Source organism: Streptomyces sp. NPDC054794, from assembly GCF_053611585.1.
Genome location: NZ_JBSHAQ010000007.1, coordinates 141,043 through 163,135, shown reverse-complemented (window position 1 = coordinate 163,135; position 22,093 = coordinate 141,043). Strand labels below are relative to the sequence as shown.

The following is a 22,093-nucleotide window of genomic DNA, read 5'->3' as shown; positions in this document are numbered from 1 at the left end:
CGCCCGAGGAGGTGCGGCCGGGATCAGATGACCCTGGTGTCGCCCTCCCGGGCGGTGTCGGTGGGCCGGCCGAAGGCCACCGCGGCCCGGGCGGTCGCCGTCTGAGGAGCCAGCGTGGGGCCGACGTGGGTGACGAGCAGTTCCCGTACGTGCGCCTCGCGGGCGATGCGGCCCGCGTCCTCCGGGGTGAGATGGACCTGTTCGCCCTGGCGATGCTCGTCGATGTCCGCCTCGCACAGGAACACGTCGGCGGTGGCGGCGAGCTCGACGAGCGCGGCGCACGGACCGCTGTCCCCGGAGTACGCCAGGACGCTCCCCTGGGACTCGGCGCGCAGGCCGTACGCCTCGATGCCGTGGCGGACGGCGCGCGTGGTGAGGCGGAGGTTCCAGTGCTGGACGGTGTGGCCGTCGAACAAGGGGCGGAAGTCGAGGATGCCGCTCAGGAAGTCCAGGTCCGGTTTGCCGAAGAAGCCCGCGAGCCGCCGCGCGCACTCCTGCGGGGCGTAGACGGGGATCGGTGCGGCCGGGGTGAGCCCGCCGAACGCGAAGGCGTAGGCGGCGGCGAGCAGGTCGGCGCTGTGGTCGGCGTGCAGGTGCGAGATCCAGATCGCCGTGAGCCGGGCGGGGTCCGTGTGCCGCTGCAGCTCGGCGAACGTGCCGGGCCCGGCGTCCACCCACACCTCCGCGCCGCCGCCGCGCAGCAGGTACCCGGAGCAGGGGCGACCGGGCCGGGGGTGCGGGGAGGCGGTGCCGAGGACGGTGAGCGTGAGGTGCATGCGGGGAGCGTAATGTCGCCGCGCACTTGATCACGCCGGAAATCGAACCGCCGGGCCGGCCGGGCGGCGGGGAGCCCGCGGGCGCGGGACGGACGCGGCGGTGCGGGTGGCCGCCGGGCCGGGTCGGCTACGGCTTCCACTCCGGGTTTCTGCCGCTCAGACCCAGTGCGCGGGCCAGGAGAGGGGCGTCGGCGGGGACCGGGACGGCGGGGCCGAAGGGGCCGTTGCCGGACGGGTCGGCCGCGGCGCGGAGGAAGCCGTAGGACGCCTCCAGGGCGGCGGGGTCGGGTTCGTAGGTCAGGCCCTCCGCGGGCCGCTGCTGGGCCGGGTGAGCGCGACCGCCGGCACGCTGCTCTTCACGCCGAACGTGATCGGTCTGGCGCTCGGCGCCGGCCTGGTCGACGCGGTGGACCACCGGCTGCTGCCGGCCCTGTTCGGCCTCGCGCTCCTCGTGACGGCCACCGTCCTGGCTCAGAGCGCGGCGAGCGCCTCCCGTACCGCCGACAGGTCCGCGTCCGACGCCAACCCGGCGTGATACAGCCGCAGTTCCGTCGCGCCGAGGTCGCGCGCCCGCGCCGCGTCCGCGGCCAGGGTGCCGGGGCTGCCGCCCAGCCCGGAGACCACGGTGAGGTTGGCGGCCAGCACGGTGTCCTCGCGGGCCCGTTCGGCGAAGGGCGTGAGCAGGTCCGGCCCGCCCGTGCAGGGCACGACCACGCCGTCCGCCACGGACAGGGCGTGCGCGGGGTCCACGCCCGCGTTGGCGCCGCAGTGGTAGGAGACCGGGTCCGCGTGGAGCAGCACCTGGAAGCCGTCGGGCGCGGCGGCGCGGACCGCGGCGACGGCGTCCGCCTGCAGACCGCGGGCGGTCTCGTCGCGCCACGCGCGCGTGGCCGCGGCCGCCGGTTCGCCGAGCAGCTTCTCCACCGCCGCCCAGCCCCCGTCGTCGGGGGCGCCCCGCCACAGCGGCTCCAGGGCGGTGCGCACGGCGGCCGACAGCTCCCCGGAGTCCAGGCCGATCTGCGCGTAGCCCGCGCCGCAGGCAGGGCAGAAGCACAGCGACATCAGGTACTGGCCGACGTCCCCGAGACCCACCCCGGCGGTCTTGTCGTGGGCGTGCAGATGCGCCAGCCCGTACCAGCCGAGGGACTCCAGCTCCGTGCCGCGCGCGCCGGGCCGTACGGCGGCCTCGGCGGCCAGGTCCAGCAGGTACGCGCGCGTGGCGGGCTGCGCGATGCACGGCGCCCACGGGTAGCGGTCGCCGTAGGCGTTGACGACGGAGGTCTGCGGGTGTTCGGTGCCCAGCCGGGAGTTGTGCGCGAGGACGACCCAGGTGTGCACGTCGAGGCCGGCCGCCGTGAGCGCCTCGGCCGCCTCGCCGTACGCGTCTCCGGGGGCCCAGTTGCCGGCCGGGTACGGGCGCAGGGCGCGGTCCGCCCAGCGGTCGTCTGCGAGGTAGAGCACGGCCGCGTGCTCGGCGGTGACGATGCGGTGGCGGGGGTGGCGCGGGGTCAGCGCGCGCGTGGAGTGGTAGGCGGAGGCCAGGGTCACCTGGTCCACGCCGAGCGCGGCGATCCGCGCGGGTGCCTCCGGGTCGCCGTTGACGTCCCAGGGATAGACGAATGCCGAGGCCTTCATGCGTCCTCCTCCAGCAGCGCGTACCCGCGCTCGACGAGCTGAGCGAGCTGCTTCACATGATCCTCGCTCGGCTCGTGCAAGGGAGGTCGTACCTCGCCGACGTCGAGGCCGCGCAGCCGTACGCCCGCCTTCACGAGGGCGACGGCGTAGCCGCGGCCCTGGGCGCGCAGTTCGACGAAGGGCCGGTAGAAGCCGTCCAGCAGACGGTGCGCGGTGTTCTCGTCGCCGTTCTCCAGTGCGCGGTGGAAGGCGAGGGCGATCTCGGGGGCGAAGCAGAACACGGCGGAGGAGTAGAGGGTGATGCCGAGGGCGCGGTAGGCGAGCTGGGTCTGTTCGGCGGTGGGCAGTCCGTTGAAGTACAGGAAGTCGCCGGGGGCCTCGGTGCGGACGGCGCTGACGATCCGCTGCATCAGGTCCAGGTCGCCCAGGCCGTCCTTGAAGCCGATGATCCCCCGCGTGCGCGCCAGCTCGACCACGGTGTGCGGGGTGAACACGGCGTTGTCGCGCTGGTAGACGATCAGCGGCAGGTCGGTGGCCCCGGCCAGCTGCCGGTAGTGCCGCAGCAGGCCCTCCTGCCCGGCGTGCACGAGGTAGGGCGGCATGGCGAGGAGCCCGTCGGCGCCGGCGGTCCGTGCGAGCCACGCGTACCGGACGGCGAGCTCCGTGCCGTACCCGGCGCCGGCGACGACCGGCACCCGCCCCTCGGCCGCCTCGACGGCCGCCCGTACGCAGGCCTCGAACTCCTCGGGCAGCAGCGCGTGGAACTCCCCGGTGCCGCAGCAGGCGAACACGGCGGCGGCCCCGGCCTCGACGCCCCGGCGCACATGGGTGCGGTAGACGTCGAGGTCCACGGCGCCGTCGTGGCCGTAGGCCGTGACCGGGAAGAACAGCGGCCCGCTCGGGGCACATAGTCGGGCGGCGAGAGGGGCTGGCGTCACGAGCGCTCCCAATCGGTGCATGTCTCTGATCGGCGTCCATATTTCTGAACGCGACCACGCTACGGTCGCCCATCAGGGCGGGTCAAGCACGCAAACGAGCAACACGGCGGCGGATTTCCCCGCTCCGCGTCACCCTTGACTGCGCACGTCACCGCTCCCTAGCGTGTCTGCGGATGTGAATTCCGTCCATGGATGGAGACTGAGGATGCCCGCTCCCCGCACCGTTCTGCTCACCGGCGCCGCCGGCGGGCTCGGCACCCTGATGCGGGACCTGCTCCCGGAGTACGGCTACGAGCTGCGCCTGTTCGACGTGCGCCCCGTCGAGGGCGAGGCGGACGCGATCACGGCGGACCTCGGCGACCGGGGAGCCCTGCGCGAGGCCGTCCGGGGCGTCGACGCGGTCCTGCACCTCGCGGGCATCTCCCTGGAGGCGCCCTTCGAGAAGATCCTCCGGGCGAACATCGAGGGCACGTACAACCTGTACGAGGCGGCCCGCGAGGAGGGGATCGGGCGGATCGTCTTCGCCTCCTCCAACCACGCGGTGGGCTTCACCCCGGCCCCGCGCGGCGCCGACCCGCTGATCCCGATCGACACCCCGCGCCGCCCGGACACCTTCTACGGCCTGTCCAAGGCCTTCGGCGAGGACCTCGCCCAGCTCTACTGGGACAAGCACGGCCTGGAGACCGTCTCGGTGCGCATCGGCTCCTGCTTCGCGCGGCCGACCAGCGTCAGGATGCTCTCGGTGTGGATGAGTCCCGGCGACGGCGCCCGCCTCTTCCACGCGGCGCTCACCGCCGAGAACGTCGGCCACACCGTCGTCTACGGCTCCTCCGCGAACACCCGCCTGTGGTGGGACCTGACGACCGCGCGGGCGCTCGGCTACGAGCCGCGGGACGACTCCGAGCCGTACGCCGAGAAGCTGATCGCCGAGCAGGGCGAGCTGGACCCGCAGAACCCCGCGCACAGCCACCTGGGCGGGCACTTCGTGACCGACCCGCCGATCTGGCCGCACTGACCCGGCCGGCATCCGACCGACACGGGCGGGCGCGGCGGAAACGATCACTTGCGACGGCGGGCGGGCACCCAAACGGGCCCGCCCGCCGCCCCATTCGGGCATCCGCGCTGCCCGATCCCACCCCGGCCGGGGCAGCGGCGCAGGTCCGAGCCCGGCACAGCGCTCGGCAAACGGGCAGACACGGGCAGTATCGAACGAGGAACAGACCTGGTCAGCGCCGCGCGCCCGCTGTAGAACTTCCCCCATGGCCCGAACGGGCAGCTCCACAGGGAAGCGGGTGACGACATGAGCACCAGGACGGCGGAAGAACGCCAGCGCGAGATCGTGTTGGCCGCGCGCGCCACCGGCGCCGTCGACGTCACCACGCTCGCCGACAGCCTGGGCGTGGCCAAGGAGACCATCCGGCGCGATCTGCGCGCCCTGGAGGACCACGGCCTGGTGCGCCGCACCCACGGCGGCGCCTACCCCGTGGAGAGCGCCGGGTTCGAGACGACGCTCGCCTTCCGCGCCACCAGCCACGTCCCCGAGAAGCGCCGCATCGCCGCCGCCGCGGCCGAGCTGCTCGGGGACGCGGAGACCGTCTTCGTCGACGAGGGCTTCACCCCGCAGCTCATCGCCGAGGCCCTGCCGACGCACCGGCCGTTGACCGTGGTCACCGCGTCCCTGCCGGTCGCCGGCGCCCTCGCCGAGGCCGAGAACACCTCGGTGCTGCTGCTCGGCGGCCGGGTCCGCCCCGGCACGCTGGCGACCGTCGACCACTGGACGACGAAGATGCTGGCCGGCTTCGTCGTCGACCTCGCCTACATCGGCGCCAACGGCATCTCCCGCGAGCACGGTCTGACCACCCCCGACCCGGCGGTCAGCGAGGTCAAGGCCCAGGCCGTCCGGGCCGCGCGGCGCACCGTCTTCGCGGGCGTGCACACCAAGTTCGGGGCGGTCAGCTTCTGTCGGTTCACCGAGATCGGCACGCTGGAGGCGATCGTGACGAGCACGCTGCTCCCGGCGACCGAGGCCCACCGGTACTCGTTGCTGGGTCCGCAGGTCATCCGGGTCTGAATCTCGTACGACGGCACTCTCCCGGGGTGCTCCACATCACGCGATGCCCCTTATGCCCCATACATCCAGGAGCGATCCATGCGCACCCAGAGCCGACGGAGGCCGCGAGTCACGCTCGCCATGGCCACCGCAGCGACGCTGCTCGCCCCGCTGCTCACCGGCTGCTGGGCCGGGGCGGGCGGGTCCGGTTCCGGCGGCGACTCCATCAACGTGCTGATGGTCAACAACCCGCAGATGACCGAGCTGCAGAAACTCACCGCCGCCCACTTCACCGAAGAGACCGGCATCAAGGTCAACTTCACCGTCCTGCCCGAGAACGACGTCCGCGACAAGATCAGCCAGGACTTCGCCAACCAGGCCGGCCAGTACGACGTGGCGACCCTGAGCAACTACGAGATACCCATCTACGCCCGCAACGGCTGGCTGCACGACATGAACGCGTACGTCGCCAAGGACCGGGCGTACGACGAACAGGACGTCCTCAAGCCGATGCGCCAGTCCCTGACCGGCGACGACGGCAAGCTCTACGGGCAGCCCTTCTACGGCGAGTCGTCCTTCCTGATGTACCGCAAGGACGTGTTCGCCGAGAAGGGCCTGACGATGCCCGCGCACCCGACCTGGACCCAGGTGGCCGACCTCGCGGCGAGGGCGGACGGCGCCGAGTCCGGCATGAAGGGCATCTGCCTGCGCGGACTGCCCGGCTGGGGCGAGGTGATGGCGCCGCTCACCACCGTCGTGAACACCTTCGGCGGCACCTGGTTCGACAAGGACTGGAAGGCCCGCCTCGACTCCCCCGAGTTCCAAAAGGCGACGAAGTTCTATGTCGACCTCGTCCGCGAGCACGGAGAGTCGGGCGCGGCCCAGTCCGGTTTCGCCGAGTGCCTCAACAACATGACCCAGGGCAAGGTCGCCATGTGGTACGACGCCACCTCCGCAGCGGGCCTGCTGGAGGCGGCAGGCTCCCCGGTCAAGGGCAAGCTCGGCTACGCCCCCGCCCCCGTCGAGAGGACCGGGTCCTCCGGCTGGCTCTACACCTGGGCCTGGGGCATCCAGAAGGCCTCCCGCAACCCCGACAAGGCCTGGAAGTTCGTGTCCTGGGCGTCCGGCAAGGAGTACGAGCGGCTGGTCGGCGACACCAGCGGCTGGTCCAACGTCCCGGCGGGCAAGCGCGCGTCGACGTACTCCAACGCCGCCTACCGCAAGGAGGCGGCCGCCTTCCAGGACATGACCAAGGAGGCCATCGAGAACGCCCGGCCCGGCGACCCCGGCGTGCAGCCGCGCCCCGCGCCCGGCATCCAGTTCGTCGGCATCCCCGAGTTCACCGACCTCGGCACCAAGGTCTCCCAGGAGATCAGCGCGGCCATCGCCGGACGCGAGTCCGTCGACGCGGCCCTGAAGAAGTCCCAGCGACTCGCCGAGAACATCTCCAAGGAGTACGAGGGACGATGACCGCCACGACGACAGCCCCGCTCGCCACCCCGTCCGTACGGACACCGCGGCAGCCCTCGGCCCGCCTGCGCGCCTGGGCCACCCGGGCCCCGCTGCTGCCCGCCCTGCTGTTCATGATCGCCGTGACCCAGCTGCCGTTCGTGGCCACGCTGGTGATCTCCTTCTTCGACTGGAACGCCCTCTACCCCAAGGCCCGTCACTTCGCCGGCCTCGACAACTACCACCAGGTCCTGACCGACACCGACCTGCGCCACTCCGTGTGGACGACGGTGCTGCTCACCGTGGCCGTGGTGCTCGTCAGCCTGGTCCTGGGCCTCGCCCTCGCCCTGCTCCTGGACCGCAGGTTCCGCGGCCGGGGCGTGGTGCGCACGCTGCTCATCGCCCCGTTCCTGGTGGTGCCCGTGGCCGCGGCCCTGCTCTGGAAGCATGTGCTCTACAACCCTGAATACGGCCTGCTCAATGGGTTGTTGCACTATGTGGGCGGCCCCCAGCCGGACTGGATCTCCCGCACCCCGCTGCTCGCGGTCGAGGCCTCCCTGGTGTGGCAGTGGACGCCCTTCATGATGCTGATCCTGCTCGCCGGCCTGCAGAGCCGCGACCAGCAGCAGATCGAGGCCGCGCGGGTGGACGGCGCGAACGACTGGCAGGTCTTCCGCCACCTCACGCTCCCGCACCTGCGCCGCTATCTCGAACTCGGCGCCCTGCTGGGCTCGATCTACATCGTCCAGAACTTCGACGCGGTCTTCACGATCACGTCCGGCGGCCTGGGCACCGCCAACCTCCCCTACACCGTCTACCAGAGCTTCTACCAGGCCCACGAGAACGGCCTCGCCTCGGCCGCGGGCGTCCTCGTGGTCATCGGCTCCATCATCATCGCGACCTTCGCCCTGCGGGTGGTGTCGTCGCTGTTCCGCGAGGAGGTGTCCCGCGCATGAGCGCCATGGCCGTACCCGTACGCCGTCGCAAGGGGGCCGGTCTGGGCCTGGTGGCCTGGCTGGCGGGAATCCTGTTCTTCCTGCCCATCGCGTGGATGGCGCTGACGTCCATCCACTCCGAGCCGGACGCGGCGACCAACCCGCCCTCCTTCACCGCCTCCCTCACCCTGGACGGCTACCGCGAGTTCTTCGGCACCGGCGGCGGCGCGAGCCCCTGGCCCGCGCTGATCAACTCGACCGTGGCGTCCGTGGTGTCGACCCTGTTCGTCCTGCTGCTGGCGCTGCCGGCCGCGTACGCCCTGTCGATCAGGCCGGTGAGGAAGTGGACGGACGTCCTGTTCTTCTTCCTGTCCACGAAGATGCTGCCGGCGGTGGCGGGCCTGCTGCCCGTCTACCTGTTCGCGAAGAACGCCGGAATGCTGGACAACGTCTGGCTCCTGGTCATCCTCTACACCTCCATGAACCTGCCGATCGCGGTGTGGATGATGCAGTCGTTCCTCGCCGAGGTCCCGGTCGCCGTGATCGAGGCGGCGCGGGTGGACGGCGCCCGGCTGCCGACGATCCTGGCCCGGGTCGTGGCCCCCATCGCCCTGCCCGGGATAGCCGCCACGGCCCTGATCTGCTTCATCTTCAGCTGGAACGAACTCCTCTTCGCCCGGGTGCTCACCGGCGTGGTCGCCGAGACCGCGCCCGTCTTCCTGACCGGCTTCATCACCAGCCAGGGCCTGTTCCTGGCGAAGGTGTGCGCCGCGTCGCTCGTCATCTCCCTGCCGGTGCTCGCCGCGGGGTTCGCCGCCCAGGACAAGCTGGTCCAGGGCCTGTCGTTGGGAGCCGTGAAATGAAGGCCGCCGTCATCGAGTCCGTGGGCCGCGCCGTCGTCGCCGAGGTCCCCGACCCGACGCCGGGCCCGCGCGAGGTCGTCGTGGAGGTGGCGGCCTGCGGGCTGTGCGGCACGGACCTGCACATCCTCCAGGGCGAGTTCGCGCCCAAGCTGCCGATCGTCCCCGGGCACGAGTTCGCGGGCGAGGTGGTCGGCGTCGGCAGCCAGGTCACCGAGGTCGCGGTCGGCGACCGGGTGGCGGTGGACCCGTCGCTGTACTGCTACGAGTGCCGTTACTGCCGTACCGGCCACAACAACCTCTGCGAGCGGTGGGCCGCGATCGGCGTGACCACCGCCGGCGGAGCGGCGCGGTACGCACTGGCGCCGGTGGCGAACTGCGTCCGGCTGCCCGACCACATCCGCACCCAGGACGCGGCGCTGATCGAACCCCTGTCGTGCGCGGTGCGCGGCTACGACGTGCTGCGCAGCCGGCTGGGCGCCCATGTGCTGATCTACGGCTCCGGCACCATGGGCCTGATGATGCTGGAGCTGGCCAAGCGCACCGGCGCGGCGAGCGTGGACGTCGTGGACGTGAACCCGTCCCGCCTGGAGACGGCCCTGCGGCTCGGTGTCTCGGCCTGCGCCGAGAACGCCGACCAGTTGGACCGGCCGCAGGGCTGGGACGTGGTCGTCGACGCGACGGGCAACGCGGCGGCGATCCAGGACGGCCTGGACCGGGTGGCCAAGGCGGGCACGTTCCTGCAGTTCGGAGTGGCCGACTACGCGACCCGGGTGACCATCGACCCGTACCGCGTGTACAACCAGGAGATCACCATCACCGGCTCGATGGCGGTGCTGCACAGCTTCGAGCGGGCGGCGGAGCTGTTCGCGAACGGGGTGCTGGACCCGGAGGTCTTCATCAGCGACCGGATTCCGCTGGAGCGGTACCCGGACGCGCTGGACCGGTTCGCGGCGGGGGTGGGCCGCAAGATCGTGGTGGTGCCGTGACCGGTGACGGCCCCGACGGGAGGAAGGGGCGATGCGGGCGAAAACCACTGGGCCCGCCCGCCGCCGGCCCCCTACCATCCCGGACATGCCACGCCCCCAGGGATTCCGCTACGAAGCACACACGAGCGGCACCGTACGCATCACCCACCACGACCGCCCCGCGGCCACCCTGAACGGGGCGCGCGCCGCGCAGTTCCTCGCCGAGGTGGACGCCTCAGACCCGCAGCTCGTGATGGCCCGCTGGACCGGGAACTACCGGCGCGGCAACGAGCGCTCCGCCCGCAACCATCCCCGCAACGCGCGCTGAGCCGAAGTCAGCCGATTGGCCGCCGGGTAAGGGAACGGTAAAGCGGCTCCGCTCGTTCACCCGGCATGACAGCTATGACCCCCGGCTCGAACATCCCTCTGTCCGCCGCCCGCGTGACGGTGGACGTCGCCGCCCCGGTGCGGCTCGACGTGTCGAGCCTGCTGCTCACCGCCGACGGCAAGGTGCGCTCCGACGACGACTTCATCTTCTACAACCAGCCCACGGGTCCGGGCGTGACCTACCGCTCGGGCGGGGGCGCGGCGCCCGACGCGATCATGGTCGACACCGCCGCCGTGCCCCCGGGCATCGAGAAGATCGTCGTGACCGCGAGCCCGGACGCCGCGGGCCAGACGTTCCAGGGCATCGAGCCCACGGCGACGATCCGCAACGCCGACGACAACAGCGTCCTGGCCACGTTCACGCCCCCGCAGCTCGGCACCGAGACGGCACTGGTGGTCGTGGAGATCTACCTGCGCAACGGCGCCTGGAAGGCCCGCGCGGTCGGCCAGGGCTATGCCAACGGGCTCGCGGGCATCGCCACCGACTTCGGCGTGACGGTGGAGGAGCCGGCCCCGGCACCGGTCGCTCCCCCGCAGCCGGTCGCGCCGCCGCAGCCGATGGCCCCGCCGCCGATGCCGCAGGCACCGGTGACGCCCCCGGCTCCAGCCGCTCCCCCGGCACCGCCCGCCCCCGCGCCCGGCACCGGGAAGATCAACCTCGACAAGGGCCGGGTCAGCCTCCAGAAGAACCAGACCGTCTCCCTCGTCAAGGGCGGCCGCCCGCTGCTCTCCCAGGTGCACATGGGCCTCGGCTGGGAGCCCGCGTTCCGCGGCAAGGACATCGACCTGGACGCCTCCGTCATCGCGTACGGCCCGCAGCGCAACCACATCGACAGCTGCTACTTCGGCAAGCTGACCATCCTGAACGGCGCGATCAAGCACTCCGGCGACAACCTCACCGGCGAGGGCGGGGGCGACGACGAGGTGATCGCCGTCGACCTCGGCCGGATCCCGCAGGACGTCACCGGCCTGGTCTTCACCGTGAACTCCTTCTCCGGCCAGAAGTTCACCGAGGTCGCCAAGGCCTACTGCCGCCTCATCGACGGCGCGAGCGGCGAGGAACTGGCCCGCTTCGACCTCACCAACGCCGAACCGCAGACGGGCGTGATGATGGCCAAGCTCATCCGCCAGTACTCCGGCGAGTGGGAGATGACCGCGCTGGGCTCCTTCGTGAAGGCGCGCACCGTGCGGAACATGGTCAAGCCGGGATCCGAGGCCCTGTAGCCGGACCTCGCGAGACGCAAGGGAAGTGGCCCGCACCCCCCGTAGAAGTGCGGGCCACGCCTGTGGTCAGGCGGCCCAGGGCCAGTCGGCGTCCCGAGCCGCCTCCAGCAGAGGCACCATCCGGAAGGCCGCGTCCGACAGGCCGCCGAAGGTGTGCCGGTTTTCCTTGCCCGACGGGCCGTGGCCCGCCCGGTAGCCGGCCAGGTTCCAGGTGTAGACCGGGACGTCGGCCGGGACCTGGTGGGTCGGGTCCCCGTGCTGGTGGTACGCGTACTGCTCGTCGGTGACGATCAGCACCCGGTCGTGCTTCTTGTAATGCCGGCGCACCGCCTCGGTGGTGTCGGTGCCGCCCAGGTCGCCGAAGCGCCCCAGGATCTTCAGCACCGACTCGCCCTTGCGGAACTTGACCCGCTTGCTCGTGGAGCCGAACTCGACGAGGTCGGCGTCCGCCGCCCGCACCGCGAGCGCCGTACCGAAGATCGCCGCCGCGTCGGCCCGGTTGAGCTCGGAGCGGTCCGACAGCCGCGCCCACATCGAGCCGGAGCGGTCGATGAGCACCAGCGTGCGGCCGGGCAGCGCGGGCACATTGGCCAGCGAGTGACCGAGCGCCCGCTCCAGCGCGTACGACCAGCGCAGCGACGGGGCGTGCTGGTAGGCGGCCAGGTACCGGAAGGGGAACTGCCGCGAGCGCGCCACCTCCGCCGGGTCGCCGATCCGCGCCGCGACCTGGGCCGCGACCTCGTCCGAGACGCCGGCCTGATCGAAGTTGCGCAGGTTGCGGACCAGGGCCATGGTGCCCATGGACGGGATCACGGCCTCCCAGGCCGTCTTGTCCATCGGGCCCTGGAGCCATCCGGCCAGCGCCTCCCAGGTGATCCCGGCCGCCGCGAGCCGCTCGGCTCCGTCGGGCGCGGTCACCACCGCCCGGCGCTCCTCGACCGGCACCGCCATCAGCTCGCGGTGCGCGGTGAGCACCCGGTTCGACGCGGGCGGCTCGGCGGTGTCGGGGTTGTGCCGGCGGTCGAGGGCGTACCGGAACAGCTCGCCCTGCCACGCCTTGTCCGGGTCCGGCGCCGCGTGCACCAGGTTGAGGATGTCGCCGAAGCGGTAGCCCTTGGACGCGGTGTCGTACTTCAGCAGCGACTTGCCGTGGTACAGCCGTCGTACGGCGTCGGCGACACCGCGCTTGACGGGCTTGGGGATGTTGCGGCCGTAGGTCGCGGTCCAGTAGGCGAGCAGCTCACCGGGCTCGTCCGGGCGCTGCAGGACGGAGGCGACGACCTGCCGGTTGGACGGGCCGTCGGTGGCGCCGGCCGCCAGCCGGGCATGCACGTACTCGGCGGCGCCCACGACGGAGGCCGTCCGCATGCCGCCCTCGCCCCGCAGCCAGCCGAGCAGTCCGGCCGTCCAGGACGGGTCGGTGACGGCGAGCTCGCGCAGGAGCCGGGCGAACCGGGTGTCGCGGTCGGCGCCGCTCTCGTAGAAGGTCCGCTGCGAGACGAAGTTGGAGACGGCGAGCAGAAAAAGCTCCGAGCGCGCGTCCCGCTCATGACCGCGACCGCCCTGGTATGTACGGAGCACCCGCCCCGTGGACGTGACCCGCGAGGTCGGCTGCGCCCTGGCGGCCTTGGTGTTGAATCGCGCCATCGTGAATTCCCCCGAATTCATTCGTGTTTCGGAGAGAGGCGCAACAAAAGGAGGGGGCCCGAGATCAGGGGTCGGCGACGGACTTTTCCAGGTGCTCTACCCATTGAGCTACACCGACCCGAAGTCGATGACGGGACTCGAACCCGCAACCGCCCGATCCAATGAAGTAACCGCTGCCTGCGCACCGGGCACCCACCTTGAGCTGCGCCTCCCGAGATCAATTCGGCCGCGGCTCGGATTCTGCGAAAGAAGTAGCCGCCGCCCGCGCACCGGGAGGTGCATGAAGTTGTGGTGTCCAGAGTTCAGGTCGACGGAACCGACGGTTGGTGCTCTGACCTCTGAGCTACACCGGCACGTGGTACCGGTGGCGGGACTCGAACCCGCGGCCTCCCCATTAGCAGTGGAAGTAGGTCCTGCCTTCGCACCTGGACGTGCATCACTCTAGGAGGGGGACCGCGGGACGAGCGAACGAATTAAATTCCGCCGGGAGTTCAGCCGCGCTTCTGCCGCTTCCAGGGGCCGGTGATGGCGAGCATGATGCCCGGGTCCTGAATGTTGGCGAACAGGGTCTTTCCGTCGGGCGAGAAGGTGACGCCGGTGAACTCGCTGTACTCCGGTTCCTGTGCGGTGCCGATGTTCAGGTCGTTGCGGGCGATCGGGTAGGTGCGGCCGCTGTCGGTGGCGCCGAACAGGTGCTGGACGCCCTCGCCGTCCTCGGCGATGACGAGGCCGCCGTACGGGGAGACGGTGATGTTGTCCGGGCCGTCGAAGGCGCCGTCCTTGTCCGGGTCCGCGTTGACGCCGAGGAGCACCTTGAGGGTGAGGGTGCGGCGCTTGGGGTCGTAGAACCAGACCGCGCCGTCGTGCTGGACGGGGCTCTCGGTGCGGGCGTACGAGGAGACGATGTAGGTACCGCCGTCGCCCCACCACATGCCCTCCAGCTTGCGGGCGCGGGTGACCTGGTCGGCGGTGAACTGCTTGCGCACGGAGGTGGTCTTCGCGTCGCGGTCCGGGACGTCCATCCAGTCGACGCCGTAGACCGTGCCGATCTTGGTGGCGCGGGAGAGGTCGTCGACGAACTGGCCGCCGGAGTCGAAGCACTTGAAGGCCTGGAGGGCACCCGCGTCGTCGGCGAGGGTGCGCAGCTTGCCGCGGCCGTGGCAGAAGTCCTGCGGCGGGGTCCAGCGGTAGAGCAGGCCGTTGGGGCCGGCCGCGTCCTCGGTGAGGTAGAGGTGGCCGCGCTTGGGGTCGACGACGACGGCCTCGTGGGCGTAGCGGCCGAGCGCCTTGATGGGCTTCGGGTCGCGGTTGGCGCGCCGGTCGGACGGGTCGACCTCGAAGACGTAGCCGTGGTCCTTGGTCATGCCGTTCTGGCCGGCCTTGTCCTCGGTCTCCTCGCAGGTGAGCCAGGTGCCCCAAGGAGTGTTGCCGCCCGCGCAGTTGGTGGAGGTGCCGGCGATGCCGACCCACTCGGCGACGTGGCCGTGGCGGACCTCGACGACCGTGCAGCCACCGGAGGCGGCGGGGTCGTAGACCAGGCCCTCGGTGAGCGGCACCGGGTACTTCCAGGAGGCGCGGGGGCCCTTGAGCTCGTGGTTGTTGACGAGGAGGGTGGCGCCGCGCGGCCCGTCGAAGGTGGAGGTGCCGTCGTGGTTGGAGGGGGTGAACTCACCCGACTCCAGCTTGGTCCTGCCGCTGAACGTGATGATCCGGTACGTGAACCCGGCGGGCAGCGCGAGGATGCCGTCCGGGTCGGGGATCAGCGGTCCGTAGCCGACTCCGCCGTGGGCGGCCGCCGACTCCTCGCCCGCGCTTTCGGTGTCCGTGGACGCCAGGGCGTTCGGCGCGGTGGCGAGGGCGCCGACGCTGCCCGCCAGCGCTACACCGGCACCGGTGATCGCGGATTTCCTGGCGAAGTCCCTGCGGGTGAGCGACATGGTGTCTCCTGTGACGGTGGGAGTGCCGTGGAGGGTGGCGACCTCGAATCGACGAAACGCTCCCGCCCACCCCTGAACGGGAGTTGAACACCGAGCGACTTCAACATCCCCGCTTCCATGAACCCGTATGCACTCCCCCACAAAACCCCAAAGCGACCTGGCTCCGCCGACTGGCCCGACGGTTCATCCGACCCGGCGCCCGGTACGGCGACCGAAGTCCGGGCGGGCTGGCCGGCAGGCCGGCAGGACTTTGGGCTCGCCAACCAGGGGCCAGGGTGTCAGCCACAGTCCAGGCAGGTCGGCCTGAGTCCGGGCAAGCCGACCAGGGTCCGGGGCGTCGGCCCGAGTCCAGACACGTCGGCCTGAGTCCGGGCAAACCAGCAGGGAACCAGGACGTCGGCCTGAGCCCAGGCGCCTTGGCCTGAGTCGCGGCAAGCCGGCCAGCGCGAAGCCGACGGCAGTCCGGGCAGGCCTGCCGGAGTCCGGAGCACGGCAAGCGGACACAGCCCCACCGACGACGGTCGGCCACGACGGCGTTGGAACACGACGGCGTCGGGCCACAGCAGGGCTCAGCCGCGAAAACGTACTGCCTCAGCGGCGCTTCGGGAACGACGACTCTCCACCACGAGGGGTTCGACGCCAGCAGCGCTTACGCGCGACAAGGCTTCGCCCCTGCGGGCCCTTCGACCACAACGCCCCTCGGCCCAGCGGCGCCCGGCCGCGACGGCGCTCGGCCCAGCGGCGCCCGGCCGCGACGGCCAGCCCCGGCAGCGCCCTGCCGCAACAACGCCCGCCCACCCAGCAGCACTCGACCACAACACCCCTCGGCCCAGCGGCACCCTGCCGCGACGGCGCTCGGCCCAGCGGCGCCCGGCCGCGACGGCCAGCCCCGGCGTCGCGCCCGACCCCACCGGCACTCGGCCCCGTCGACAGCGTGGCGGGCGGCGCCGCTCAGCCCCAGCGGCGCCGGGCCGCCAAGGCGTTCGGTCCCGGCCGCGCCCAGTCTCAACCCCCTTGCTGTGAGCGGGCCTTGAACGCGGCCTTGCGGGCCTCCTTGGCCACCCGCTTGTCGGGGTGCAGGCGGCCCATTGCTTCCAGGACGTCCGCGGTCGCGGGGTGTTCGACTCGCCATGCGGCCGCGAAGAAGCCGCTGTGCTGGGACGCGAGGCCCTCCACCAGGGCCTGGAGTTCCTCGGAGTTGCCCTCGGCCGCGAGTTGTGCGGCCAGAGTGTCGATGGTCAGCCAGAAGACCAGGTCCTGGGAGGGCGTCGGCACGTCGGAGGCGCCGCGTTCGCTCAGCCACACGCGGGCCAGCCCGCCGAGCTCGGGGTCGTCGAGGACCTCGCGCAGCGCGGGTTCCGCCACCATGCCGACCAGCGACAGCGCCTGCTGGCAGCGCAGCCTGCGCAGCGGCGCGCCGGCGTCGCCGCCCCGGGCCGCGGCGAGCAACTCGCGGGCGGCGAGCAGCGGTTCGCGGTGGGCCAGCCACTGCTCGGTCTCGGCGTGCGCCGCCGCGGGCGGAAACGCGGAGGTCCCGTCGAGCAGCACGTCCGCCCCCTTGTCGGCGAGTTCACCGACCGCGGGCGCCTCGAACCCGGCCTCCAACAGCCGCGCCCGCAGCCCGTACACACCGAGCGGGGTGAGCCGGACCATGCCGTAGCGCGAGACGTCGGTGTCGTCGACCGCGAAGGACGACTCCTCGGCATCCTCGGCGTCCGACATCAACTCCTCGTCGAGCGGCTGGTACTCGACGAGCCCGATCGGCTCCAGCAGCCGGAACTGGTCATCGAGGCGCATCATCGCGTCGGAGACCTGTTCCAGCACGTCGTTGGTGGGCTCGCCCATGTCGCCGGGCACGATCATCGAGGCGGCGAGGGCGGGCAGCGGCACCGGCCCTTCGCCGGGACCGTCCGCGCTCACGGTCAGCAGGTACAGATTGCCTAGCACGCCGTCGAGGAAGTCGGCCTCCGCCTCGGGGTCCCAGTCGAGTGACGAGAAATCGACCTCGCCACCGGCGTCCATCGCCTCGACCAGCCCGTCGAGATCGGGCACGCTCGCGTCGGCGAGCACGCTCTCCAGCGCGGCGAGCCACACCGCGAGCACATCGTGCGGCGAACCCTGGGTGAGCAGCGCCAGGTCCTCCGCCGTCGCCACGGTCCCGGCCTCCTCGTCGACGATCTCGACCAGGCCCGCGTCCAGGGCTGTGCGCCAGGCCTCGCTCGCGAGCGAGGCCGCGAGGTCGCCGGTCAGTCCGAGCAGCTCGGCCGCGGCCGGCAGCTGCTCCTCGATCAGGCTGCCCCCGGCGTCGACCCGGGTCTCGGGCCCGGCCCAGCGGGCCAGCCGGGCGGCCCGGGAGAGCAAGGTCGTGGACAGCGCGGCGCGCGCCAGCTCCGCTTCGGGGTGCAGCCGTACGGGCGGCAGGGGGGAGCTGTCTGACATCGGCTGGTTCTCCTTGCGGCCGTGAAAGGACTCAGCCGCTCAGCCTAGACGGATTTCCACCCATGCCGCCCGGTTCATCTCACGGTCGGTAGTCGTACATGGCCGAAACCTTGACAACTCCCGCCTCCAGGCAGGAGATTGACGCGCGTAGAAGTCGGGGGACAACTGTTCACTGTCTTTCTACGCGTGTCACACGCCTCAGCGCGTGTCATGCACGCTCCAATTCGACCGACCACCCTCGCCCCGGCGCTCACGCATGTCCCCGGAGGGATCCCCTTGCCGAGCAGGTCTTCCGCGCGCCTCGCCGCGCTCACCGTCGCCGCCGTCTGCAGTGCAGCGTCCACCGTTGCCCTCACCTCGCCCGCACACGCGGACTCCGTGCGCATCCACGACATCCAGGGCACCACTCGTATGTCGCCGTACGCCGGCCAGAAGGTGACGGACGTCCCCGGCGTCGTCACGGCCACGCGCACCTACGGCTCCTCCCGTGGTTTCTGGATCCAGGACACGACGCCGGACGACAACCCGGCCACCAGTGAGGGCGTCTTCGTCTTCACCAGCTCCACCCCGAAGGTCGCCGTCGGTGACTCCGTCACGGTCACCGGCACGGTCTCCGAGTACGTCCCGGGCGGCACCTCGTCCGGCAACCAGTCGGTGACCGAGATCACCAAGCCGACGATCACGGTCCTGTCCAGCGGCAACGCGGTCCCCGCGCCCACCGTGATCGACGAGGACTCGGTGCCGGACGTCTACGCCCCGTCCGGCGACACCGCGGCGAGCGGCTCGATCAACGGGCTGGCCCTGGACCCGTCGGCGTACGCCCTGGACTACTACGAGTCCCTGGAGGGCATGAACGTCCAGGTCTCCGACACCCGCGTGGTGACCGGGACCGACCCGTACTCCGAGCTGTGGGTCACCGTGAAGCCCTGGGAGCACCGCAACCGCCGCGGCGGCACGGTGTACGGCTCCTACACCTCCCAGAACACCGGCCGTCTGCAGATACAGTCGCTCGGCGCCACCGCCGACTTCCCGAAGGCGAACGTCGGCGACACCCTGGCCGGCGACACCACCGGCCCGCTGGACTTCAACCAGTTCGGCGGCTACACCCTCGTCGCGAGCAAGCTCGGCACGCTGGAGAGCGGTGGCCTGGAGCGGGAGACGACCCGCAAGCAGTCGCGCGGCGAGCTGGCGGTGGCGACGTACAACGTCGAGAACCTCGACCCGTCCGACGCCACCTTCGAGGAGCACGCCTCCGCGATCGTGAACAACCTCAAGTCGCCCGACATCGTGTCCCTGGAGGAGATCCAGGACAACAACGGCGCCAAGGACGACGGCACGGTCGACGCGAGCGAGACCGTCAACAAGCTGATCGACGCGATCGTCGCGGCCGGCGGCCCGAAGTACGAGTGGCGCTCGATCAACCCGGTCAACGACCAGGACGGCGGCGAACCCGGCGGCAACATCCGCCAGGTGTTCCTGTTCAACCCGGAGCGGGTGTCCTTCACCGACCGCGCGGGCGGCGACTCCACCACCGCCGTCGGGGTCGTCAAGGAGCACGGCAAGGCCCAGTTGACGGCCTCTCCCGGTCGTATCGAGCCGGGCAACGAGGCCTGGAAGTCCAGCCGCAAGCCGCTGGCCGGGGAGTTCGTCTTCCGTGGCAGGACGGTCTTCGTGATCGCCAACCACCTGAACTCCAAGGGCGGCGACCAGTCACTGACCTCGCAGTACCAGCCGCCGACGCGCAGCTCGGAGACCCAGCGCCACGCGCAGGCGACGCTGGTCAACGCGTTCGTCAAGAGCATCCTCGACGTCCAGAAGAACGCGGACGTCATCGCGCTCGGCGACATGAACGACTTCGAGTTCTCCGACACCACCAAGATCCTCGAAGGTGACGGCGAGCTGTGGTCGGCGATCAAGTCGCTGCCCAGGAGCGAGCGCTACACCTACGACTACCAGGGCAACCAGCAGGTCCTGGACCAGATCCTGGTGAGCCCGGCGGTCCGGCGCGGTTGCGACTTCGACTACGACTCCGTGCACATCAACTCGGAGTTCCACGACCAGATCAGCGACCACGACCCGCAGGTGCTGCGCTTCCACCCGTAACCGGTGGCGGTCAGGCCTGGTGGAACACCCCGTTCAGCCAGGCCTGCCAGGCGGTCTCGTTCGCCTCGGCATCGGCGTCCGGCGCGAAGTCGTGGACGCTGATGCCGAGCGGCGCGCCCCAGTGGCCGCGCCCGAAGAAGCGGATCAGGGCGTTGTCGGTGCGCAGCCCGATGAAGTACGGGTTGCGGTAGTCGAGCACGGCGTCCAGGATCCGCCCGCCGGGCCCTCGGGCGCCGACCTTCGTGCCCGCGGCCGTGGCGTCGGCCAGGCCGAGCGCGTGGCCGACGGCCGCGAGCGCCCGCGGGGTCTGCGAGGCCTCGGGTCCGTTCAGCTGGACGAAGGTGACCGGGCGGGGCGCGAAGTGCGTGAGGTACTCGCACAGGGTGTGCAGGTAGAAGTTGGTGTGCTTGCTCGCGCCGTCGTACTGGTTGTTCCAGTCGTCGGTGAAGATGCCGCTGTGCACGTAGCGCACCCAGGCCCGGCGGCCCTCGTCGCGGGGCTCGATGGTGTAGTCGAGCTGGTTGAGGGACTGGGTCGGGAATCCGACGTCCTCGCTGCGGTTGGTGTAGCGATGGGGCGGGTCCCAGGCGGTGACGGTGGACCCGAAGGGCCCCTTGCCGCCCTCCCGGGGCTCGGGCGGGTCCATCGGCCAGAGGTAGCCACCGGATCCGGAGGTGACGGCCTCCCACACCTTCTCGGGCGGGACGTCGACCTCGAACTCGCGGACGATCTCGAATTCCTTGGACATGGTGGGGCTCCTGCTCGCTACTTTTCCGGATCGAGGGCGGGCTGGTCCTTGACCGTGGGGTGGACGGCGACGACGATCCGGTGGTCCCGGCCGCCCTCCGCGTCCGGGGCGTCGTACTTGCGGATCAGCGCGCTCACGCCCGCCGTCAGCTCCTGGACGAAGGCCGCCCGGTCGGCGGCCGAGGCGAAGCGGAGCTCGCCGTCCAGCGCGTACGTCGCCAGCCCCTTGCGGGCCTTGGTGGCGCCAGTGATCAGCGTGCCGACGTCCCGCACCAGGCGGGCGCCGAGCGCGAGCAGCCAGCGCGCGGACAGCTGGTCCCGGAAGCGGTTCGGGTCCGGCTGCACGGAGGCGAGCGCGAGCGGCGAGATGACGTACGACGCGGCGGTCGCGCGCATCAGCCGCTCGGTGACGTTGCCCTTGCGGCGCTCTCCGGCCAGCTCGACCAGGCCGTGCCGCTCCAGTGCCTTCAGGTGGTAGTTCACCTTCTGTCTGGGCAGCCCGACCTTGCCGGCCAGCATCGCGGCCGACGCGGGTTCGGCGGCCAGCTCGGCGAGCAGCCGGGCCCTTGTCGGGTCCAGGGAGACGGCTGCGGCCTCGGGGTCCTCGATCACGGTCACGTCCAGCATGCGTCCACCGTCCCACCGAATACTTTTTTTGTCCAGGCGAGTGAAACTTTCGGTGGGAGGTGGCCGCTGGTGGAGCGGGGGCCGTGCCGTGTTGTCTATGGGTTGCCTGCGGGGTGCCTGCGGGTTGTCAGTGGGTCGTCCGTGGATTGTCCATGGATTGTCCGTGGTTCAGTGACGGCGGCGGTGGCGCCTCTGCCACCGCAGGCCCGTCCAGATGATCGCCGCGCTCGTGGCCCCGACGAGCAGCACCGGGCGCGGATGCCGCATACCGAACTGGACGGCGGTGCGCACCGGGAGCGGAGCGTGCTCCTCGACGGTGCGTTCCGCCCGGGCGGCCCTGTCCTGGGCGGCGTGCCCCGCCCGGGTCGCCCGGTCCTGCACGGTGTGGCCCGCGTGGGTCGCCCGGTCCTGTACCGCGTGGCCCGCGTGAGCCGCCTTGTCCTGTACCGCGTGGCCCGCGTGAGCCGCCTTGTCCTGCATCACGTGGCCCGCCCTGGTCGCCCTGTCCTGTACGGCGTGGCCGGCCTGGGCCGCGCTGCCGCGCAGCTGGACGGTCATGGCGTCGGCCTTGTCCAACAGGTCGGCCGCCCGGGCCCGGGCACGACCTTTCAGGTCCGCCTTCCCCGCCAGTTCCTCGACGGTGTCGCCGAGCTCGTTCCTGGTCTGCTCGATCTGCTCCCGCAGTTCGTCGGGGCCCTTCGCGCCCGGCCCCTGTGGGGTCTTGTCCGTCATCGGTGTGCCCTTTCCCTGATCTCCTCGACGTCCGCCCTGACGCTCGCGAGAGCCTCCTGCGGTGCGGGTGGCGCGGCACGGCGCAGCCGGTCGCGTCCGATCGCGGCCAGCACGGCGGCGACCACGAAGAACACCGCCGCGACGACGAGCGCCGCGGCCCACACGGGCAGCGTCAGGGAGAGGGCGGCGGTGGCCGAGCCGGCCAGAACGATCAGGCCGACGTAGCCGACGGCGGCCGCGGCGCCCAGCAGTCCGCCGCCGCGCCCGGCCCGCCGCCCTTTCTCGACCAACTCCTCCTTGGCGAGGGCCGCTTCCTGCCGTACGAGCCGCGAGAGCTGTTCGGTGGCCCGGCCGACGAGATCGCCCACCGAGGGCTGCCCGTCGGCGGAGGGCCTCAGGTCCGTGGTCCCGGTCACGGTGTTCCGCCTCCTCTCGGTTCCGGAACATCCGGGTACCCCGGAGAAAGACCGTTAGCCCTGGTCGGCGCTCCCGGTCCCGCGCCCGCCGAGCCGGGACGGCCGGGTCTGGAACCAGTCCGGGCGGGCCCGCAACAACGCGACCTCCGCGACCGGTTCGGGCACGCCGAGACCATCGGGTCCGGGTGCCGTCCTGGAACCTCCGAGCACCCGACCGCCTACA

20 protein-coding genes and 1 pseudogene are annotated in these 22,093 nt (G+C 71.6%); 10 read left to right on the top strand and 11 right to left on the bottom strand.

Going from position 1 to position 22,093, the window contains the following annotated elements; all coding sequences use genetic code 11:
• Positions 1-23 precede the first annotated feature (23 nt).
• A complete protein-coding gene (locus tag ACWGKT_RS09725) occupies positions 24-776 on the bottom strand; it encodes an MBL fold metallo-hydrolase (protein WP_356143094.1) in 753 nt (250 codons plus the stop codon).
• A gap of 127 nt (positions 777-903) precedes the next feature.
• Positions 904-1,086 (bottom strand): annotated as a pseudogene (locus ACWGKT_RS09720) (TIGR03086 family metal-binding protein); the annotation flags it as partial.
• A gap of 18 nt (positions 1,087-1,104) precedes the next feature.
• Here ACWGKT_RS09720 and ACWGKT_RS09715 point away from each other — a divergent pair.
• Positions 1,105-1,311 (top strand): hypothetical protein, encoded by a 207-nt coding sequence (locus ACWGKT_RS09715; protein WP_453273229.1) that lies wholly within the window; start codon positions 1,105-1,107, stop codon positions 1,309-1,311.
• Here ACWGKT_RS09715 and ACWGKT_RS09710 read toward each other — a convergent pair.
• Positions 1,248-2,411: a hypothetical protein gene (locus tag ACWGKT_RS09710; protein WP_453273147.1), complete on the bottom strand. Its 1,164-nt coding sequence runs from the start codon at positions 2,409-2,411 to the stop codon at positions 1,248-1,250. The genes ACWGKT_RS09715 and ACWGKT_RS09710 overlap by 64 nt on opposite strands.
• Positions 2,408-3,349: a 5-dehydro-4-deoxyglucarate dehydratase gene (locus tag ACWGKT_RS09705; RefSeq protein WP_453273146.1), complete on the bottom strand. Its 942-nt coding sequence runs from the start codon at positions 3,347-3,349 to the stop codon at positions 2,408-2,410. Before ACWGKT_RS09705 ends, ACWGKT_RS09710 begins: the two co-directional genes overlap by 4 nt.
• Positions 3,350-3,554: 205 nt before the next feature.
• Here ACWGKT_RS09705 and ACWGKT_RS09700 point away from each other — a divergent pair, with 205 nt between their 5' ends.
• The 8 genes from ACWGKT_RS09700 (at position 3,555) to ACWGKT_RS09665 (ending at position 11,222) form a co-directional block, all read left to right on the top strand.
• Positions 3,555-4,364: an NAD-dependent epimerase/dehydratase family protein gene (locus ACWGKT_RS09700; protein ID WP_453273145.1), complete on the top strand. Its 810-nt coding sequence runs from the start codon at positions 3,555-3,557 to the stop codon at positions 4,362-4,364.
• 285 nt (positions 4,365-4,649) lie between these two features.
• On the top strand, positions 4,650-5,420 hold the full coding sequence (locus ACWGKT_RS09695; RefSeq protein WP_453273144.1) for a DeoR/GlpR family DNA-binding transcription regulator: 771 nt from the start codon (positions 4,650-4,652) through the stop codon (positions 5,418-5,420).
• A 78-nt stretch (positions 5,421-5,498) separates the two neighbouring features.
• Complete coding sequence (locus ACWGKT_RS09690) at positions 5,499-6,869, top strand: ABC transporter substrate-binding protein (RefSeq protein ID WP_453273143.1); 1,371 nt, start codon at positions 5,499-5,501, stop codon at positions 6,867-6,869.
• Positions 6,866-7,804, top strand: a complete 939-nt coding sequence (locus tag ACWGKT_RS09685; RefSeq protein ID WP_356143108.1) for a carbohydrate ABC transporter permease — start codon at positions 6,866-6,868, stop codon at positions 7,802-7,804. The genes ACWGKT_RS09690 and ACWGKT_RS09685 overlap by 4 nt, the downstream gene beginning before the upstream one ends.
• A complete protein-coding gene (locus ACWGKT_RS09680) occupies positions 7,801-8,646 on the top strand; it encodes a carbohydrate ABC transporter permease (protein WP_453273142.1) in 846 nt (281 codons plus the stop codon). Before ACWGKT_RS09685 ends, ACWGKT_RS09680 begins: the two co-directional genes overlap by 4 nt.
• Positions 8,643-9,632 (top strand): zinc-dependent alcohol dehydrogenase family protein, encoded by a 990-nt coding sequence (locus ACWGKT_RS09675; RefSeq protein ID WP_453273141.1) that lies wholly within the window; start codon positions 8,643-8,645, stop codon positions 9,630-9,632. Before ACWGKT_RS09680 ends, ACWGKT_RS09675 begins: the two co-directional genes overlap by 4 nt.
• Before the next feature lie 85 nt (positions 9,633-9,717).
• Positions 9,718-9,939 (top strand): hypothetical protein, encoded by a 222-nt coding sequence (locus ACWGKT_RS09670; protein ID WP_356143114.1) that lies wholly within the window; start codon positions 9,718-9,720, stop codon positions 9,937-9,939.
• Between the two features lie 74 nt (positions 9,940-10,013).
• Entirely contained in the window at positions 10,014-11,222 is a 1,209-nt protein-coding gene (locus tag ACWGKT_RS09665; protein WP_453273227.1) for a TerD family protein, read from the top strand.
• Between the two features lie 66 nt (positions 11,223-11,288).
• Here the strand turns inward: ACWGKT_RS09665 and ACWGKT_RS09660 are convergent, their stop codons facing one another.
• The 3 genes from ACWGKT_RS09660 to ACWGKT_RS09650 form a co-directional block, all read right to left on the bottom strand.
• A complete protein-coding gene (locus tag ACWGKT_RS09660; protein WP_453273140.1) occupies positions 11,289-12,869 on the bottom strand; it encodes a TROVE domain-containing protein in 1,581 nt (526 codons plus the stop codon).
• 491 nt (positions 12,870-13,360) lie between these two features.
• A complete protein-coding gene (locus ACWGKT_RS09655; protein WP_453273139.1) occupies positions 13,361-14,806 on the bottom strand; it encodes an alkaline phosphatase PhoX in 1,446 nt (481 codons plus the stop codon).
• Positions 14,807-15,811: 1,005 nt separating this feature from the next.
• Positions 15,812-17,245 carry a hypothetical protein gene (locus ACWGKT_RS09650; protein ID WP_453273138.1) on the bottom strand — a complete coding sequence of 478 codons (1,434 nt, stop codon included), beginning with the start codon at positions 17,243-17,245 and terminating at the stop codon, positions 15,812-15,814.
• A gap of 276 nt (positions 17,246-17,521) precedes the next feature.
• Here ACWGKT_RS09650 and ACWGKT_RS09645 point away from each other — a divergent pair, with 276 nt between their 5' ends.
• Positions 17,522-19,348, top strand: coding sequence for an endonuclease/exonuclease/phosphatase family protein (locus tag ACWGKT_RS09645; protein WP_453273137.1), 1,827 nt, complete (start codon positions 17,522-17,524; stop codon positions 19,346-19,348).
• Positions 19,349-19,358: 10 nt separating this feature from the next.
• Here the strand turns inward: ACWGKT_RS09645 and ACWGKT_RS09640 are convergent, their stop codons facing one another.
• The 4 genes from ACWGKT_RS09640 to ACWGKT_RS09625 all read right to left on the bottom strand — a co-directional run bounded on the left by ACWGKT_RS09640 (position 19,359) and on the right by ACWGKT_RS09625 (position 21,870).
• Positions 19,359-20,096 carry an SRPBCC family protein gene (locus ACWGKT_RS09640; RefSeq protein ID WP_453273136.1) on the bottom strand — a complete coding sequence of 246 codons (738 nt, stop codon included), beginning with the start codon at positions 20,094-20,096 and terminating at the stop codon, positions 19,359-19,361.
• 17 nt (positions 20,097-20,113) lie between these two features.
• Positions 20,114-20,722 (bottom strand): ArsR/SmtB family transcription factor, encoded by a 609-nt coding sequence (locus ACWGKT_RS09635; RefSeq protein ID WP_235460581.1) that lies wholly within the window; start codon positions 20,720-20,722, stop codon positions 20,114-20,116.
• Positions 20,723-20,890: 168 nt separating this feature from the next.
• Positions 20,891-21,454, bottom strand: coding sequence for a DUF3618 domain-containing protein (locus tag ACWGKT_RS09630; protein WP_356143128.1), 564 nt, complete (start codon positions 21,452-21,454; stop codon positions 20,891-20,893).
• Positions 21,451-21,870: a phage holin family protein gene (locus ACWGKT_RS09625; RefSeq protein ID WP_453273135.1), complete on the bottom strand. Its 420-nt coding sequence runs from the start codon at positions 21,868-21,870 to the stop codon at positions 21,451-21,453. Before ACWGKT_RS09625 ends, ACWGKT_RS09630 begins: the two co-directional genes overlap by 4 nt.
• Between the last annotated feature and the right edge of the window lie 223 nt (positions 21,871-22,093).

Excerpts from the sequence above, each read along its gene's own strand:
- ACWGKT_RS09700 (WP_453273145.1), top strand. The coding sequence starts at position 3,555 with ATGCCCGCTCCCCGCACCGTTCTGCTCACCGGCGCCGCCGGCGGGCTC.
- ACWGKT_RS09630 (WP_356143128.1), bottom strand. The coding sequence starts at position 21,454 with ATGACGGACAAGACCCCACAGGGGCCGGGCGCGAAGGGCCCCGACGAA.
- ACWGKT_RS09725 (WP_356143094.1), bottom strand. The coding sequence starts at position 776 with ATGCACCTCACGCTCACCGTCCTCGGCACCGCCTCCCCGCACCCCCGG.
- ACWGKT_RS09675 (WP_453273141.1), top strand. The coding sequence starts at position 8,643 with ATGAAGGCCGCCGTCATCGAGTCCGTGGGCCGCGCCGTCGTCGCCGAG.
- ACWGKT_RS09640 (WP_453273136.1), bottom strand. The coding sequence starts at position 20,096 with ATGTCCAAGGAATTCGAGATCGTCCGCGAGTTCGAGGTCGACGTCCCG.
- ACWGKT_RS09655 (WP_453273139.1), bottom strand. The coding sequence starts at position 14,806 with ATGTCGCTCACCCGCAGGGACTTCGCCAGGAAATCCGCGATCACCGGT.
- ACWGKT_RS09650 (WP_453273138.1), bottom strand. The coding sequence starts at position 17,245 with ATGTCAGACAGCTCCCCCCTGCCGCCCGTACGGCTGCACCCCGAAGCG.
- ACWGKT_RS09670 (WP_356143114.1), top strand. The coding sequence starts at position 9,718 with ATGCCACGCCCCCAGGGATTCCGCTACGAAGCACACACGAGCGGCACC.
- ACWGKT_RS09665 (WP_453273227.1), top strand. The coding sequence starts at position 10,014 with ATGACCCCCGGCTCGAACATCCCTCTGTCCGCCGCCCGCGTGACGGTG.
- ACWGKT_RS09660 (WP_453273140.1), bottom strand. The coding sequence starts at position 12,869 with ATGGCGCGATTCAACACCAAGGCCGCCAGGGCGCAGCCGACCTCGCGG.
- ACWGKT_RS09685 (WP_356143108.1), top strand. The coding sequence starts at position 6,866 with ATGACCGCCACGACGACAGCCCCGCTCGCCACCCCGTCCGTACGGACA.
- ACWGKT_RS09680 (WP_453273142.1), top strand. The coding sequence starts at position 7,801 with ATGAGCGCCATGGCCGTACCCGTACGCCGTCGCAAGGGGGCCGGTCTG.
- ACWGKT_RS09695 (WP_453273144.1), top strand. The coding sequence starts at position 4,650 with ATGAGCACCAGGACGGCGGAAGAACGCCAGCGCGAGATCGTGTTGGCC.
- ACWGKT_RS09635 (WP_235460581.1), bottom strand. The coding sequence starts at position 20,722 with ATGCTGGACGTGACCGTGATCGAGGACCCCGAGGCCGCAGCCGTCTCC.
- ACWGKT_RS09710 (WP_453273147.1), bottom strand. The coding sequence starts at position 2,411 with ATGAAGGCCTCGGCATTCGTCTATCCCTGGGACGTCAACGGCGACCCG.
- ACWGKT_RS09690 (WP_453273143.1), top strand. The coding sequence starts at position 5,499 with ATGCGCACCCAGAGCCGACGGAGGCCGCGAGTCACGCTCGCCATGGCC.